Source organism: Mesorhizobium sp. M0870 (genome assembly GCF_040319775.1).
Taxonomy (GTDB): Bacteria; Pseudomonadota; Alphaproteobacteria; order Rhizobiales; family Rhizobiaceae; genus Mesorhizobium.
Genome location: NZ_JAMYOI010000030.1, coordinates 52,679 through 67,302 on the forward strand (window position 1 = coordinate 52,679; position 14,624 = coordinate 67,302).

General features: G+C 62.5%; 15 protein-coding genes and 1 riboswitch. Of the genes, 4 read left to right on the forward strand and 11 right to left on the reverse strand.

Annotated features, from left to right (window positions below):
* Positions 1-73 precede the first annotated feature (73 nt).
* From NKH97_RS27530 to NKH97_RS27540, 3 genes are all read right to left on the reverse strand, one after another.
* The gene (locus NKH97_RS27530; RefSeq protein ID WP_352720397.1) at positions 74-847 is read right to left on the reverse strand and encodes an ABC transporter substrate-binding protein; all 774 of its coding nucleotides are present in this window, start codon (positions 845-847) and stop codon (positions 74-76) included.
* Positions 848-946: 99 nt separating this feature from the next.
* Positions 947-1,333, reverse strand: a complete 387-nt coding sequence (locus tag NKH97_RS27535; protein WP_128287794.1) for a hypothetical protein — start codon at positions 1,331-1,333, stop codon at positions 947-949.
* 72 nt (positions 1,334-1,405) lie between these two features.
* Complete coding sequence (locus NKH97_RS27540) at positions 1,406-2,500, reverse strand: 2'-deoxycytidine 5'-triphosphate deaminase (RefSeq protein WP_027039510.1); 1,095 nt, start codon at positions 2,498-2,500, stop codon at positions 1,406-1,408.
* 138 nt (positions 2,501-2,638) lie between these two features.
* A riboswitch (SAM riboswitch) is annotated at positions 2,639-2,716 on the forward strand.
* 57 nt (positions 2,717-2,773) lie between these two features.
* On the opposite strand from NKH97_RS27540, the gene NKH97_RS27545 reads away from it, so the two are divergent.
* Positions 2,774-3,961 (forward strand): O-succinylhomoserine sulfhydrylase, encoded by a 1,188-nt coding sequence (locus tag NKH97_RS27545; RefSeq protein ID WP_292564337.1) that lies wholly within the window; start codon positions 2,774-2,776, stop codon positions 3,959-3,961.
* 5 nt (positions 3,962-3,966) lie between these two features.
* Here the strand turns inward: NKH97_RS27545 and NKH97_RS27550 are convergent, their stop codons facing one another.
* Complete coding sequence (locus NKH97_RS27550; RefSeq protein WP_352752736.1) at positions 3,967-5,118, reverse strand: ceramide glucosyltransferase; 1,152 nt, start codon at positions 5,116-5,118, stop codon at positions 3,967-3,969.
* Between the two features lie 121 nt (positions 5,119-5,239).
* On the reverse strand, positions 5,240-5,443 hold the full coding sequence (locus NKH97_RS27555; protein WP_352554071.1) for a hypothetical protein: 204 nt from the start codon (positions 5,441-5,443) through the stop codon (positions 5,240-5,242).
* Between the two features lie 25 nt (positions 5,444-5,468).
* On the opposite strand from NKH97_RS27555, the gene apaG reads away from it, so the two are divergent.
* The gene (gene apaG, locus NKH97_RS27560; RefSeq protein WP_013533640.1) at positions 5,469-5,861 is read left to right on the forward strand and encodes a Co2+/Mg2+ efflux facilitator ApaG/CorD; all 393 of its coding nucleotides are present in this window, start codon (positions 5,469-5,471) and stop codon (positions 5,859-5,861) included.
* Positions 5,862-5,909: 48 nt separating this feature from the next.
* On the opposite strand, the gene NKH97_RS27565 is transcribed toward apaG, so the two are convergent.
* The 3 genes from NKH97_RS27565 to NKH97_RS27575 all read right to left on the reverse strand — a co-directional run bounded on the left by NKH97_RS27565 (position 5,910) and on the right by NKH97_RS27575 (position 9,180).
* Positions 5,910-6,941, reverse strand: a complete 1,032-nt coding sequence (locus tag NKH97_RS27565; protein ID WP_352799183.1) for an Hsp33 family molecular chaperone — start codon at positions 6,939-6,941, stop codon at positions 5,910-5,912.
* Between the two features lie 110 nt (positions 6,942-7,051).
* Positions 7,052-7,963, reverse strand: a complete 912-nt coding sequence (argF, locus tag NKH97_RS27570; RefSeq protein ID WP_031213288.1) for an ornithine carbamoyltransferase — start codon at positions 7,961-7,963, stop codon at positions 7,052-7,054.
* 17 nt (positions 7,964-7,980) lie between these two features.
* On the reverse strand, positions 7,981-9,180 hold the full coding sequence (locus tag NKH97_RS27575; RefSeq protein ID WP_023811341.1) for an aspartate aminotransferase family protein: 1,200 nt from the start codon (positions 9,178-9,180) through the stop codon (positions 7,981-7,983).
* Positions 9,181-9,538: 358 nt separating this feature from the next.
* On the opposite strand from NKH97_RS27575, the gene NKH97_RS27580 reads away from it, so the two are divergent.
* On the forward strand, positions 9,539-10,057 hold the full coding sequence (locus tag NKH97_RS27580; RefSeq protein ID WP_023811342.1) for a GcrA family cell cycle regulator: 519 nt from the start codon (positions 9,539-9,541) through the stop codon (positions 10,055-10,057).
* 127 nt (positions 10,058-10,184) lie between these two features.
* On the opposite strand, the gene NKH97_RS27585 is transcribed toward NKH97_RS27580, so the two are convergent.
* The 3 genes from NKH97_RS27585 to NKH97_RS27595 all read right to left on the reverse strand — a co-directional run bounded on the left by NKH97_RS27585 (position 10,185) and on the right by NKH97_RS27595 (position 13,389).
* The gene (locus NKH97_RS27585; RefSeq protein ID WP_023811343.1) at positions 10,185-11,195 is read right to left on the reverse strand and encodes a magnesium and cobalt transport protein CorA; all 1,011 of its coding nucleotides are present in this window, start codon (positions 11,193-11,195) and stop codon (positions 10,185-10,187) included.
* Between the two features lie 89 nt (positions 11,196-11,284).
* On the reverse strand, positions 11,285-12,010 hold the full coding sequence (gene phoU / locus NKH97_RS27590) for a phosphate signaling complex protein PhoU (protein WP_023811344.1): 726 nt from the start codon (positions 12,008-12,010) through the stop codon (positions 11,285-11,287).
* Positions 12,011-12,123: 113 nt separating this feature from the next.
* On the reverse strand, positions 12,124-13,389 hold the full coding sequence (locus NKH97_RS27595) for an ATP-binding protein (protein WP_128304363.1): 1,266 nt from the start codon (positions 13,387-13,389) through the stop codon (positions 12,124-12,126).
* 224 nt (positions 13,390-13,613) lie between these two features.
* Between NKH97_RS27595 and ppk2 the strand changes: the two genes are divergently transcribed.
* Positions 13,614-14,522, forward strand: a complete 909-nt coding sequence (ppk2, locus tag NKH97_RS27600; RefSeq protein WP_023811346.1) for a polyphosphate kinase 2 — start codon at positions 13,614-13,616, stop codon at positions 14,520-14,522.
* Positions 14,523-14,624 lie beyond the last annotated feature (102 nt).

Consider the following 14,624-nt stretch of genomic DNA (forward strand, 5'->3'; position numbering starts at 1 on the left):
CGATCCCTCGCGCCCCCCTTCTGCCCTGCCGGGCATCTCCCCCACGAGGGGGGAGATTGGCGGCTTCGACGTCTCAATAAATATCGAAGTCGAAATATTTGGCCTGGATCTTCTTGTAGGTGCCGTCGGCGACGATGGCGTCGATTGCGGCGTTGAGCTTGTCGCGCAGGGCCGTGTCTTCCAGGCGCACGGCAATGCCGGCTTGCGTCTCCGTACCCTTGACGTCTCCAATCATCTTGCAGCAGCCTTCGCTCGCCTTCTTCATCCAGTCCACCAGCACGAACTTGTCCGAAATGACCGCATCGAGGCGGCCATTCTGCAGATCGGTGATCGCCTCTTCCTGGGTCGGGTAAAGCTTTGCCTCAGCGCCCGCCTTGCCATATTCATTCTGGGCATAGTCGGCCTGCGTGGTCGAAGCCTGGGCGCCCACCGTCTTGCCGGCAAGGGCCGCCGGTTCGGTCGAGGTGAGATCGCTGTCCTTAGGCGCCACCAGAGCGAGCGGTGTCGTATAGTATTTGTTGGTGAAGGCGACCTGTTTCTTGCGCTCCTCGGTGATGCTCATCGAGGCGATGATGGCGTCGAACTTCTTGGCCTGCAAAGCGGGAATGATGCCGTCCCAATCCTGGGTGACGATTTCGCATTCGACCTTCATCTGCGCGCACAGCGCATTGGCGATGTCGATGTCGAAGCCCTCCACCTTGCCGTCGGCCGTAATGGTGTTGAACGGCGGATAGGCGCCCTCGGTGCCGATCTTGATTTTCTCCGCCGCCTGCGCCGACAAAGAGCCGGCAGCCATCACCAGCATGGCAGCGCCTGCTGCCGATACGATCCATTTTGAAATCTGCATTTTCTTGGTTCCCCTTGCAGTGTTTCGTTTCAAGGTCAGCGTAACCAAGCATGGCGGGGCAGAGTCAGGCAAGCTGAGTCTGGTCGGGACCGAAGGCCATCAATCGATTAGGTCGATTTCAAATTCAGGTAGCCTTTGCCACTTGGCAAATGGATTTGGATCACGCCGCCAATACTCCAGCACTTTGACTGGCTCAACACTCAGGTCGCCGTTCTCGGCATGCAAACCTGCTGGAGGCTCGCCCATTGCCAAAGTCTTCGACCGGGTCAGATGATCGGCTCTCTCAAACTGGGCGGTGTGCCCGCATATCAACTGCAGATATTCAGGACCACCGCGCGCCCGAGCCAATACAAGGAGGCATTCCGTTGGCCTACCATACGCGCCCATGCCTGGACGAAACGGAGCAAAGCGCGGCACGTCATGGACATCCCACCAAATCGGTTTGCTGTCGGTTAGCGATAAGATGTCGTCATAGGGGTCGTTCATTGAACTCACCGCTCTTCCAGTACGAACCATCTCCTGGCCGAGTTTTCACAAGAGCTCCGCCTGATCAAGTATTCAGCGCGCGGCGCGGAAATGCTTGGACAGCTTCAGGCCCTGCGCCTGGTAGTTGGAGCCGAGATCGGTGCCGTAGAGCGCCTGCGGCCGCTTCAGCATATGTTCGTAGACCAGCCGGCCGACGATCTGGCCGTGGTCAAGGATGAACGGCACTTCATGGCTGCGCACTTCCAGCACCGCCCGGCTGCCGGTGCCGCCGGACGCCGAATGGCCGAAGCCCGGATCGAAGAAGCCGGCATAGTGGACGCGGAATTCGCCTACCAGCGGATCGAAGGGCGTCATCTCGGCGGCGTAGAGCGGCGGCACGTGCACCGCTTCCTGGCTGACGAGGATGTAGAATTCATCGGGATCGAGCACCAGTTCGCCGGCGCCGCTCTTGTGGATCGGCTCCCAGAAGTCGACGACCTCCTGGGCCGCGCGCTTGTCGACATCGACGAGGCCGGTGTGATGCTTGCCGCGATAGCCGACCAGGCCGTTCTGATCGCCGTTGAGGTCGATCGACAGCGCGATCCCGCCGCCGGAAATGTTCGGCGGCTCGGTGGCGACCAGCATCTCGGTGCGATGCAGGTCGTGCAACTCGGCTTCGGAGAGCAACGCATTGCCGGTGCGGAAACGGATCTGCGACAGGCGTGAGCCGGTGCGGACCACGATCGGGAAGGTGCGCGGGCTGACTTCCAGAAAGAGCGGGCCATGATAGCCGGCGGCGATCTTGTCGAACTCGTGGCCGCGATCGGTCATGACGCGGGTGAAGATGTCGAGCCGTCCGGTCGAACTCTTCGGATTGGCCGAGGCCGAAATGTCCGCCGGCAGCGCCAGGCTTTCAAGCAAGGGCACGATGTAGACGCAGCCGGTCTCCAGCACCGCGCCCTCGGCAAGATTGATCTCGTGCAGTTGCAGCCGGTCGAGCTTTTCCGAAACCTTGTGGTTGGGGCCGGGCAGAAAGGAGGCGCGCACCCGCCAGGCCTTGTCGCCGAGCCTGAGATCGAGGCTGGCCGGCTGGATCTGGTCGGCGTCGAGCGCACGCGCCGACTTCAGCGCGCCGGACTGGAACAGCGCTGAAATGTCCTGATCGGGAAGAATGCCTGTCTGCCGCAAGGCTCCACTCCTAGGTCAGACGTTTTTCTTGTCGCAGGTTCTTGTCGCAAAACCGTGGAACACTTTTGCGGAACCTGCTTGGTACAAACCTCTTAATGAAGCCGGCAATTGACGCAAGCGCGGTGCGGGTCTAAAGGGTCGTTATCCCGTGGTGATTTGGCCGGTCGGCTTGCAGCCACGTTAAACAAGTCGCTAAAGGACCGTCGGGCCGCAAGGCCGTATGGACCGGTTGCGACTTTCGCGGCCGGTTTTTTTGTGTCTGGAAGAAGAGCGATGAGCACCAAGAAGCACAACTGGAAGCCTCAGACGGCACTCGTGCACAGCGGAACACTGCGTTCCGGTTTCGGCGAAACGTCGGAAGCGATCTACCTCACCCAGGGCTATGTCTACGAAACGGCGCAGGCCGCCGAGGCCCGTTTCAAGGGTGAGGAACCGGGCTTCATCTATTCGCGCTACGCTAATCCGACCGTCGACATGTTCGAAAAACGCATGTGCGCGCTCGAAGGCGCCGAAGACGCCCGCGCCACCGCGTCCGGCATGGCTGCGGTGACGGCCGCCCTTCTGTGCAGCGCCAAGGCCGGCGACCATATCGTGGCGGCGCGTGCGCTGTTCGGCTCCTGCCGCTGGGTGGTCGAGACGCTGGCGCCGAGATACGGCATCGAGGCGACGCTGGTCGACGGCACCGACATCGCCAATTGGGAAAAGGCGATCAAGCCGAACACCAAGCTGTTCTTCCTGGAAAGCCCGACCAATCCGACGCTGGAAGTGGTCGATATCGCCGCTGTCGCTTCGCTTGCCAATTCGATCGGCGCCAGGCTGATCGTCGACAATGTCTTCGCCACGCCCCTGCAGCAGAAGCCCTTGCAGCTCGGTGCCCATATCGTCGTCTATTCGGCGACCAAGCACATAGACGGCCAGGGGCGCTGTCTCGGCGGGGTGATCCTGTCGGACAAGAAGTGGATCGACGAGAACCTGCACGACTATTTCCGCCATACCGGCCCAAGCCTGTCACCCTTCAACGCCTGGACGCTGCTGAAAGGCCTGGAAACGCTGCCGCTGCGCGTGCGCCAGCAGACGGAAAGTGCCGGCCGGATCGCGGATTTCCTGGCCGAGCGGCCGGAGATCGCCCGCGTCATCTATCCCGGCCGCGCCGACCACCCGCAGGCTGATATCGTCAAGAAGCAGATGGCGGGCGGCTCGACGCTGATCTGCCTCGACGTCAAGGGCGGCAAGCAGGCGGCCTTTGCCTTGCAGAACGCGCTCGACATCGTCTTGATCTCCAACAATCTCGGTGACGCCAAGAGCCTGATCACCCACCCGGCGACGACGACGCACAAGAATCTGAGCGACGAGGCGCGCGCCGAGCTCGGCATCGGGCCGGGCACGCTCCGGCTGTCGGTCGGGCTGGAAGACACCGACGATCTGCTTGAGGACATCGCGCAGGCGCTGAAGGCCAGGTAGGGCCTTCAGGCGCCGGACGGCGTCTCCTCCAGCTCGGCCGTCTTGGTGCCGATGGTCATCGCATTGCCGCGCCAGTCGACGGCGCCGCCGAGCCAGCCGCGCCCCCACATCGCCGGAAGGATCAGGTCGCGCGCCATGATCGCCGTGACCATGCGTGGCGACAGGTACCAGCCCTTGGACCAGGCCAGCGCGCACTCGGGAAGGTAGAAGGCTACCAGCACTGCAAGGGCGGTTGCCCAGAGGCTGAAGCCGGCACTGGCCGCGGCAATCAGCGCAAGCACCAGCGGCACCACGGCGCCGGTCAGGATTTCGGGTGCGAAGAACAGAGGGAAAGTGACGCGGCGCAGGCGCGCCCAACGGGCCTGACGCGACCAGATCTCGTCAAAAGAGCGCCGGCCAAGCGGCTGCTCGAAGGGGGCGGCGACGAGATTGACGCGCAGGCCGAGACTGTTCACCAGCTTGGTCGCGGCGGCATCCTCCGCGATCTCGGCGGCCAGCGCGCGGATGCCGCCATTGGCGTCGAGCATCGGCTTGTTCCAGAGCATGCTCTTGCCCTGGGCAAAGCCCAGGCCGAGCGCCTCGCCGGCATATTGCCAGCGCGCCTGCAGCGTGTTGAGGAAAGCGCATTCGACCTCGGCCCAGAAGCCGGCCGGCCGCGAGCCAATCGGCGTCGAGCAGACAAGGCCGGTGCCGGGCCGCCAGGCAGCCATCAGATGCTGGACGTAGTCCCTCGGCATCAGCACGTTGGAATCGGCCAGGACGACCCAGTCGTGCCGCGCCGCCTCCCAGCCCTTGACGCAATTATTGAGTTTCGGATTGGCGCTGATGCGGTCGTCGCCGACAAGCAGCCGGGCCGGCACTTTCGAAAACCGGACGATCGTCCTGTTTATCAATTTGACCACCGGATCGTCGGCATGGGCGACGCAGAAAATCAACTCGTAGCACGGCCAGTCGAGCGAGAAGGCGCGCTCCAGCGTCTCCTGCGTGAACGGCTCGACGCCGCGCGACGGCACGACGATCGACACCGGCCGTGGCTTGCCGGCCGGCGCGGCAATGGCGCGGCGCCGTTTCAGACGCGAAGCGGCGAGCACGATGCTGGCGAGATTTGAGAGAATGAGGGCAGTTGAAAGCGTGGCGGCTATGAGAGTGAGTTCCATCGAGATCCGGTCACTCCAGGAAAACCGGTCCGCCAGAACAATCTGGCTGGCATGACGACCGATTCAACAATTCGACAGAGCGCCCGAGTCGCGCGGCACTGGTCGGCGCACACCATCATTGTCATGTGTCACTTAAATGACATTCTTTGCCGCCACCTGCGGTTCCGTCCGCAATGACAGGACGCGCACCGTTGACCAGCCCGCGTGGAGCGCCGAAAGTTCGACCTAGAGCCTGTTCCATCCCGATTGAACCGGGATGGGGCTCTATCTCTGTTTCTTTGAGCATGATCTTTTCTGAAAACCGGTTCCCACTTTTCAGGATCATGCTCTAGATTGTTTTGGAGCCGCTTATGTATAGCGCCGTCACGCGCAACATCGAAGTGCAGGTCAGGCCGTTCTATCTGGAGGACCGTTCGGATCCCTCGGAGAACCGCTATGTCTGGGGCTATCAGATAACGATCGACAATCAGTCGGACGATTTCGTGCAGCTTCTGTCGCGCTATTGGCACATCACCGACGGCACCGGCCGGGTCGAGGAAGTGCGTGGCCCCGGCGTGGTCGGCGACCAGCCCGAACTCAATCCCGGCGACAGCTACCAGTACACGTCCGGTTGCCCGCTCTCGACACCATCCGGCATCATGGTCGGGCACTACACGATGCGCAACAAGCGGGGCGAGACGTTCGACATCGCCATTCCGGCGTTTTCGCTGGATCTGCCGGGGACGCGGCGGACGGTGAATTGATTTCGCCTCACCGGCCGCGGAGCGGCCGGTGAGGCGTGGTTTTTTTCTCTACTGGGCCGCAAATTCCGCCGGATCGAAATCATATTGCTTCGAGCAGAATTCGCAGGCGACGTGGATGCCGCCGTCTTCGGTGCTGTCCTTGATCTCCTGGGCGGAAAAACCCTCGAGGATGCCGCGGATCTTGTCCTTGGAGCACGAGCACTGGTCGGCGACCGGAACGCCGCCGAAGACGCGCACGCCATGCTCGTGGAACAGCCTGTAGAGCAGCCGCTCGGCGCCGATCGTCGGGTCGATCAGTTCGGTCGGCTCGATCGTACCGAGCAGCGCCAGCAACTCCTGCCAGGAATTGTCGGCCGGATCGTGGATCTCCTCGCGCGGATCGCCATCGCCACCCGGCAGGTCCGGGACGCGCATGCGCTCGGGCGACTGCGGCAGGAACTGCGCCAGGATACCACCGGCGCGCCACTGCTCGCGGGCGCCGCTGGGACCGGGCGTCAAAAGCTTGGCCACCGACAGCCTGAGATCCGTCGGGATCTGCTCCGACTGACGAAAATAGGTGCGCGCAGCATCCTCCAGCGTCTCGCCGTCGAGCTGGACGATGCCCTGATAGCGCTGCGTGTGAGCGCCCTGGTCGATGGTCAGCGCCAGCACGCCGCTGCCGAGCAGCGTCTGCTGGGAGGTTTCGCCGGCCGCGACCAGCGCTTCCAGCCGGTCGGCATCGAAACGCGCATAGGCGCGCAATGCCGAGGGCGTGGAAAAATCGGCGACCAGCATGTCGACAGGCCCGTCGGTGCGGGTCTGCAGGATGAACTTGCCCTCGAACTTCAGCGAAGTGCCGAGCAGCACGGTCAGCACACAGGCCTCCGCCAGCAGGCGGGCGACCGGCTCGGGATAATCGTGGCGGCCGAGGATGGCGTCCAGCATCGGCCCGAGTTGGACCGTGCGGCCCCGCACATCGAGCGGGCCGACCTCGAACGGCACGACGTGATCGTCGCCGGCATAGCCAAATTCGCCGAGTTTGGGGTGATGTTCAGTCACTTGATAGGTTTCCAACATGACAAAGCTCCAGGGCGCGGCCATGCCGCCCTCCGGGGCGCATGCGTCGAAACGCGCTTGATTTGCGTGATGCGGCGCAAATAGGCATCACACCCCCGCAGATCAAGCTCCTGGGGATCAAGCGCCGAGACACTTCAAGCGCCGAGACACCAGGCCAGCACGGCCTTCTGGGCATGGAGCCGGTTCTCGGCCTCGTCGAAGACCACCGAATGCGGTCCGTCGATGACCTCGTCGGTCACCTCCTCGCCGCGATGCGCCGGCAGGCAGTGCATGAACAGCGCGTCCGGCTTGGCCCTGGCCATCAGCTTGGCATTGACCTGGTAGGGCGAGAACACATTGTGGCCGCGGGCGCGATGCTCCTGGCCCATCGACACCCAGCAATCGGTGACGATGCAGTCGGCCTGGTCGACGGCTTCCTCGGGCGAGCGGGTGAAGTGCAGCTTGCCGCCATGCGCCTGCGACCAGTCAATGTGCTTCTGCGCCGGCTCGCTGCCTTCGGGCACGGCAACGTTGAGGTTGAAGCGGAACCGGGCCGAGGCCTCGATCAGCGAATGCAGCACATTGTTGCCGTCGCCGGTCCAGGCGATGGTCTTGCCGGCGACCGGACCGCGATGCTCCTCGAAGGTCATGATATCGGCCATCAGCTGGCAGGGATGGGTGTCGTCGGTCAGTCCGTTGATCACTGGCACGGTGGCGTTCTCGGTCAGCTCCAGCAGTCGCTCATGCGAGGTGGTGCGGATCATGATCGCATCGACATAGCGCGACAGCACCTTGGCGGTGTCGGCGATGGTCTCGGAACGGCCGAGCTGCATCTCGGTGCCGGTCAGCATGATGGTCTCGCCGCCGAGCTGCCGCATGCCGACGTCGAAGGAGACGCGTGTGCGCGTCGACGGCTTGTCGAAGATCATCGCCAGCACCTTGCCTTCGAGCGGTTTGGTGCGCTCGCCGGCCTTGAGGCGCGCCTTTCGCACCACCGCATCGTCCAGCATGAAGCGCAAATCGCCTTCGGAAACGGCGGAAAGATCGGTGAAATGGCGAACTGACATCAGCAATGGTTCCGGGATTACTTCGCCGCGGCGGAAGCGATCGCCTCCGCCAGGCCCTTGGCGCCGGCGCGAATGCGGTTGAGCGCGTCATGGATCTCGGCGTCGGTGACGGTGAGCGGCGGCAACAGGCGAATGACGTTGTCGCCGGCCGGAACCGCCAGCAGGTGCTGGTCGCGCAAGGCCATGTTCACCTTGGTGTTGGGCATGGCGCATTTGAGGCCGAGCATCAGCCCGGCACCCCTGATGTCCTCGATGATTTCGGGAAACTCGTCGGCGACCGACGCCAGCCCCTGCTTCATGAGCAGCGCCTTGCGCTGGACATCTTCGAGGAAGCCGTCTTCCAGCACGACGTCGAGCACGGCGTTGCCGACTGCCATGGCCAGCGGGTTGCCGCCGAACGTGGTGCCATGCACGCCAGCGGTCATGCCGACGGCCGCTTCATCCGTGGCAAGGCAGGCACCCATCGGGAAGCCGCCGCCAATGCCCTTGGCGATCGCCATGATGTCTGGCGTTACACCTGACCATTCATGCGCAAACAGCTTGCCGGTGCGGCCGATGCCGCACTGGACCTCGTCGAAGATCAACAGCAGGCCGTGCTGTTCGCACAATTGCCTGAGCCGCTTCAGCGATTGCGTCGGCACCGGACGGATACCGCCCTCGCCCTGCACCGGCTCGATCAGGATGGCGGCCGTCTCCGGCGTGATCGCCTTTTCGGCGGCGTCGATGTCGTCGAAACTGACCTGATCGAAACCTTCGACCTTGGGGCCGAAGCCCTCGAGATATTTGTACTGGCCGCCGGCCGCGATGGTCGCCAGCGTGCGGCCATGGAAGGCACCTTCGAAGGTGATGACGCGGAAGCGCTCGGGGTGTCCGTTGACGAACTGGCAGCGGCGCGCCGTCTTGATCGCGCATTCCAGCGCCTCGGCGCCGGAATTGGTGAAGAACACCTTGTCGGCGAAGGTGGCGTCGGCCAGCCGCTCGCCAAGCCGGCTCTGCCCGGGGATCTCGTAGAGGTTGGAGACATGCCACAGCTTGGCTGCCTGCTCGGTGAGTGCGGCGACCAGATGCGGATGGCTGTGGCCCAGCGAATTGACGGCGATGCCGCCGGCAAAGTCGAGATATCGCTCGCCCTTGTCGGTAATCAGCCATGTGCCTTCCCCGTGGTCGAAGGCCAGGGGTGCGCGAGCAAAGGTCTCGTAAAGCGCCGAACCGCTCATTATATGCGTCTCCGGTACCGGAAAATCAAAAAAGCCGCCAAAGCGGCGGCCTGTGCGGCTTATCCCGTTTTTCGGCCATGAAGTCAACGAAAACGTCGCGTAGTGGCGCGCGGCAAGCCCCCTGACGGGACGCCGGCTCATAAGCGACCGGGCAAGTTGGGGAAAACCGAAAAAACCGATTCGTGTTGCACTTGGGACTCTTGTCACCGAGTCAGCGCATAGAGTAGTTGTAGTCGAGAAATAACTAGATTTCGTGCGGCGGACCTAATCACCAGATATATGTGGTGTCTGCCCCGGCAAATGTTGCCGGGTCGGGAGAAGGATTCCGATTGCCGCACGCTTAGAGGAGCGCGGTCTCATGAACTGGACTGACGAGCGGGTAGAACTCTTGAGAAAACTGTGGTCGGAGGGTCTGAGCGCAAGCCAGATTGCTGCGCAGCTTGGAGGGGTCAGCCGCAATGCGGTCATCGGGAAGGTGCATCGGCTGAAACTCTCGGGCCGCGGTCGCTCGACCGCCACGCCGGCACGCCAGAAAAAGGCGGCACAAGGATCGACCGTCCAGAAATCGGTATCACGCGCTGCAACCACGGCACGCCATGTCACGACATCGATCGGCGCGACGGCCTTGCAGACACAGTTCGACGCCGAACCGGTGGCGCGCCATTATATCCGTCCGGTTGAGAATGTCGTGCTGCCGATCTCGCGGCATCTGCAGCTGGTCGAGCTGACCGAGCGGACCTGCAAATGGCCGAACGGCGATCCGCTTTCAGAGGACTTCCATTTCTGCGGCAACGATGCCGCCGAAACCGGTCCGTACTGCAAGTACCACGCCCGCGTGGCATTCCAGCCGGCATCGGAGCGGCGGCGGAGCCGATAGTTAGGGATTGGGCAGTAGGCAGTAGGCAGTAGGGGCAATATGCTCTGAATTTCTTGCCCTACTGCCTACTGCCTACTGCCTACTGCCTACTGCCTACTGCCTACTGCCTACTGCCTACTGCCTACCCTCACAGCCACCCGTTCTTCCTGAACCGCCAGTAGAGAAACGTGCAGATCAGCACGATAGCGCCCAGCACCACCGGATAGCCGTATTCCATCTTCAGTTCCGGCATGTCGCTGAAGTTCATGCCGTAGATGCCGGCGAGCGCCGTCGGCACCGCCAGGATTGCGGCCCAGGAGGCGAGCTTCTTGGTGTTCGCGGTTTCCTGACTCTGGCCGACCAGCAAGCTCGCCTCGAAAGCGAACGCCAGCACCTCGCGCAGACTGTCGATCTTCTCCTGGACGGTGCGGATGTGATCGGTGACGTCGCGGAACAGCGGATGCATGGCGGTGTGTATCTGCGGCAGCTCGGCGCTGGTCAGCCGTCGGCAGACTTCGACCAGCGGAAGCGCGGCATTGCGCAGGCGTAGGAGATCGCGGCGCAGCATATAGAGCCGTTCGATGTCGGGAGCGGTCATCGGCTTCAGCAGAACCTTGTCCTCGATCGCCTCGACCTCGTCCTCGATCTGCTCGAGCACCGGCATGTAATTGTCGACGATGAAATCGAGAATGGCGTAAAGGACGAAATCCTCACCCTTGGCCAGCGAGTGCGGGCAGCTTTCCCAGTGCTGCCGAACGGCGGCATAGGACGTCGAAGGACCGTGCCTGACGCTGACGATGTAGCCTGAGCCAACAAACAAATGGGTCTCGCCGAAGGTGACCCGACCGTCGATCAGCTGCGCGGTGCGAGCGACGATGAACAAGGCGTCGCCATATTGCTCGATCTTCGGCCGCTGGTGCGGGTGCTCGGCATCCTCGATTGCCAGCTCATGCAGGTGAAATTGCGCCTGGACGCGCAGCAACAGGTTACGGTCGGGCTCCAATAGGCCGATCCAGACGACATGACCGGATTTCTTTGCCCATTCGCCGGCTTCCTCGATGGGAATGTCGGCGATGCGGCGCCCGGCCGTGTAGACGCCGCAAGCGATAATGCCGGATGTCGGCCCAGGCGCCGGGGTCAGGTTCCGAACATTTTCCATCACGACCTCCCGGAGCAAATCCACGGACGAGGATAGAGGCAAAGCCCGGAAAGCTTAGCGTAAATCGGATTACGGTTCGAGAGGCGCGTTCACTTCAGCGGCTGCGTCCCGGAAAGGCTGATTTTGTCGGTCTTGTCGCCCTTGGGCCGCTCAGCCGGCAACTGATCGCCGGTGACGATGTAGTAGATGGTCTCGGCTATGTTGGTGGCGTGATCACCGATACGCTCGATGTTCTTGGCGCAAAACAGCAGATGCGTGCAGGGCGTGATGTTGCGCGGATCTTCCATCATGTAGGTCAGCAATTCGCGAAACAGCGATGTGTACATGGCGTCGATCTGGTCGTCACGATCGCGCACGAAGCCGATTTTCTCCACCGAGCGAGACGCGTAGACGTCGAGCACTTCCTTGAGCTGGGTCAACGCCAGGTTGGACAGAGCCTCGAGGCCGCGGAACAGGCTGGTTGGCTGGCGTCCGTCGGTGACGGCGACCACCCGCTTGGCAACGTTCTTGGCGAGATCGCCAACCCGTTCGAGGTCGGCGGAGATGCGAATGGTCCCGACGATCTCGCGCAAATCCCCCGCCATCGGCTGACGCTTGGCAATGATGATGATCGCCTTGTCGTCGATTTCGCGCTGGCCCTCGTCCAGTACGGTATCGTCGCGGACGACCTTCTGGGCAAGGCCTGGGTCGGCATTGACGAGAGCGGCGACCGCCTGTTCGACCATGCGCTCGGCATGGCCGCCCATCGCGGCGATGCGCTTCGACAGATATTTCAACTCCTCGTCATAGGCGCTGACGATGTGCACGGACTGCATGGCAAAATGCCTTCCCACGGGATGTTTTGATTTTGAGTCGTTTCCTCGAATCCCCGCTGATACGCTAGCCGGATGACAGAAAAAAGAAACAGTCCCCTTGAATTAGGGCGATATCAGTGCGTCGGCAAATGAACCGAGAATGCCGCGCCGTTGCCGACTTCGGACTTGATCGAAAGCCGGGCGTTGTGGCGCGTCAGTATATGCTTGACGATCGACAGGCCGAGGCCGGTGCCTTTCTGGGTCCGGCTGGTCTCGACGTCGACGCGGTAGAAGCGCTCGGTAATGCGCGGAATGTGCTCCTCGGGAATGCCGGGGCCAAAGTCCCTGATCGTCACGTCGATGCCCGGCTCTGATCCGGCATCGCCATGCGCTATGGATACAACCACGCGCCCACCAGACTGCCCGTATTTGCAGGCGTTTTCCAGGAGGTTCTCGAAAACCTGGAAAAGCTCATCTCGATCGCCAGGCACATGAAGCGGCCCATCGGCGTAGTGCCGCTCGATGGCAACGGCGTTTTCGCTGGCCAGCGGTCCGAGCGAATCGATGACGCTGTCGACTGTCTGCCGCAGGTCCACCTCGGTTCCCGGCTTCAGATAGGGTTTCATCTCGAGCCGCGACAGCGACAACAAATCGTCGATCAGACGCGCCATGCGACCGGTCTGGCTCTGCATGATCTGCAGAAACTGGTCGCGCGCCGCCGCGTCGTTGCGGGCTGGCCCGCGCAGCGTTTCGATAAAGCCGGCGATTGAGGCGAGCGGCGTGCGCAGTTCATGGCTGGCATTGGCGATGAAGTCGGCGCGCATGCGGTCGATCCTGCGTGCTTCGCTCTGGTCCTTGAACACCAGCACATAGAGATCGGTGGCGTGACCGACCGAGGACACGCTCACCCGGTAGGCCCGTTCGACCGGCAGCTTCTCCATGTAGTCGACGACATCCGAGGCAACATCGCCGGATAGCACGCCGTCCAGCAGGGTCTGCATCTCCGGCGCCCGGAATTTCAGCGACAGCGACATGCCTGGCGCGATGCCACCGAAAGCGGCGAAGGCGGCGGCGTTGGCATGCACGATGGTGGCAGCCCGGTCGAAGATGATCAGCGGATCGGCGACGGCGGCGGCCAGATATTCACCCGAGAGCCGCTGCAGGCCGATGGCCTCGATGGCAGCGCCGCTGTCGGTGGATTGGCGCGCGGCGGCGGTCGGCAGTATAGCCGCTGCAAGCAGCAACAGCAGCGCCGCGGGGACGACATAGGCTGAAATCCCGGCCAAGGCATAAACAGCGAGAACCGCAACAATACCGGCCGCAAGCAGCCAGCGGCTATTCCACAGCCGTGCGGCCATGGTTTGCGTGACGCCTCTCTGCTCTGTGTCCAGGTCAGCCATTCGCTCGTGACCTGCCCCCCAATGTCTTCGCACCCGGTCGCACGGTGGCGGAAAACTTCCACCAGATCGCTTGCCGCATGACCCCGAAAATCGGGAATCGATTTTCGGAAAGGATCATGCGCAAATTAAAAGTGCTACAGCGTCCTTTGCGCATCCAAACGGACGCGCGGCGCTGTAGTGGCTCCCCATAGCATGAGTCCGGAAGCTGGAAAGGGTTCGTCTCGATGAAAAAAGCCAAGGAAAGTCCCGCCGCGCCAACTTCGGGGCCGCTGAAGATCAGGATCGGCGGCAAGGAGAGGGAGTTCGACATCGATAATCCCGTGCTTCCCGACTGGGTCGAGGACAACAAGCTGACCGCCGGCGGCTATCCCTACGACAAGAAGATGAAAAGCGACGAGTATGACGAGATGCTCGAGAAGCTGCAGATCGAGCTGGTCAAGGCGCAGGCCTGGCTGCAGTCGACCGGCAAACGGGTGATGGCGCTGTTCGAGGGCCGCGACGCTGCCGGCAAGGGCGGCACGATCTTCGTGGTGCGCCAGTACCTCAATCCGCGCACGGCACGCAACGTGGCGCTGACCAAGCCGACCCCGACCGAGCTTGGTCAATGGTACTACCAGCGCTATGTCGACCACTTCCCGACTTCAGGCGAATTCGTCACTTTCGACCGGTCCTGGTACAACCGCGCCGGTGTCGAGCCGGTGATGGGTTTTTGCACCCCGCAGCAGCACGAGCAGTTTCTCGACGAGACGCCGCATTTCGAACGGATGATCTCCAACGAGGGCATCCACTTCTTCAAATTCTGGCTGAACATCGGCCGGGAAACGCAGCTCGAGCGCTTCCACGACCGCCGCTACAGCCCGCTGAAGAGCTGGAAGTTTTCCCCCATCGACGTTGCAGGCATCACCAAGTGGGACGACTACACCAAGGTGCGCGACACAATGTTCGAGCGCACCCACAAGGAATTCGCGCCGTGGATCATCGTACGGGCCAATGACAAGCGGCGCGCGCGGCTGGCGATCATGCGGCGCATCCTGTCGTCTCTGCCCTATGAGGGGCGCGATCTCGAAATCATCGGCAAGGAAGACAAGAAGATCATCGGCGAAGGGCCGTCATTCCTCGGCAAGCAGGATTGACGCTTCCGCGCCCCGCGGGCCTTGGCCCCCGGGGGGGTACAATTATGATTAGGCCCAGCCCCCGGCCCGGGGAGTTGCCGGAAAACGCCCGGACGGGGGTGG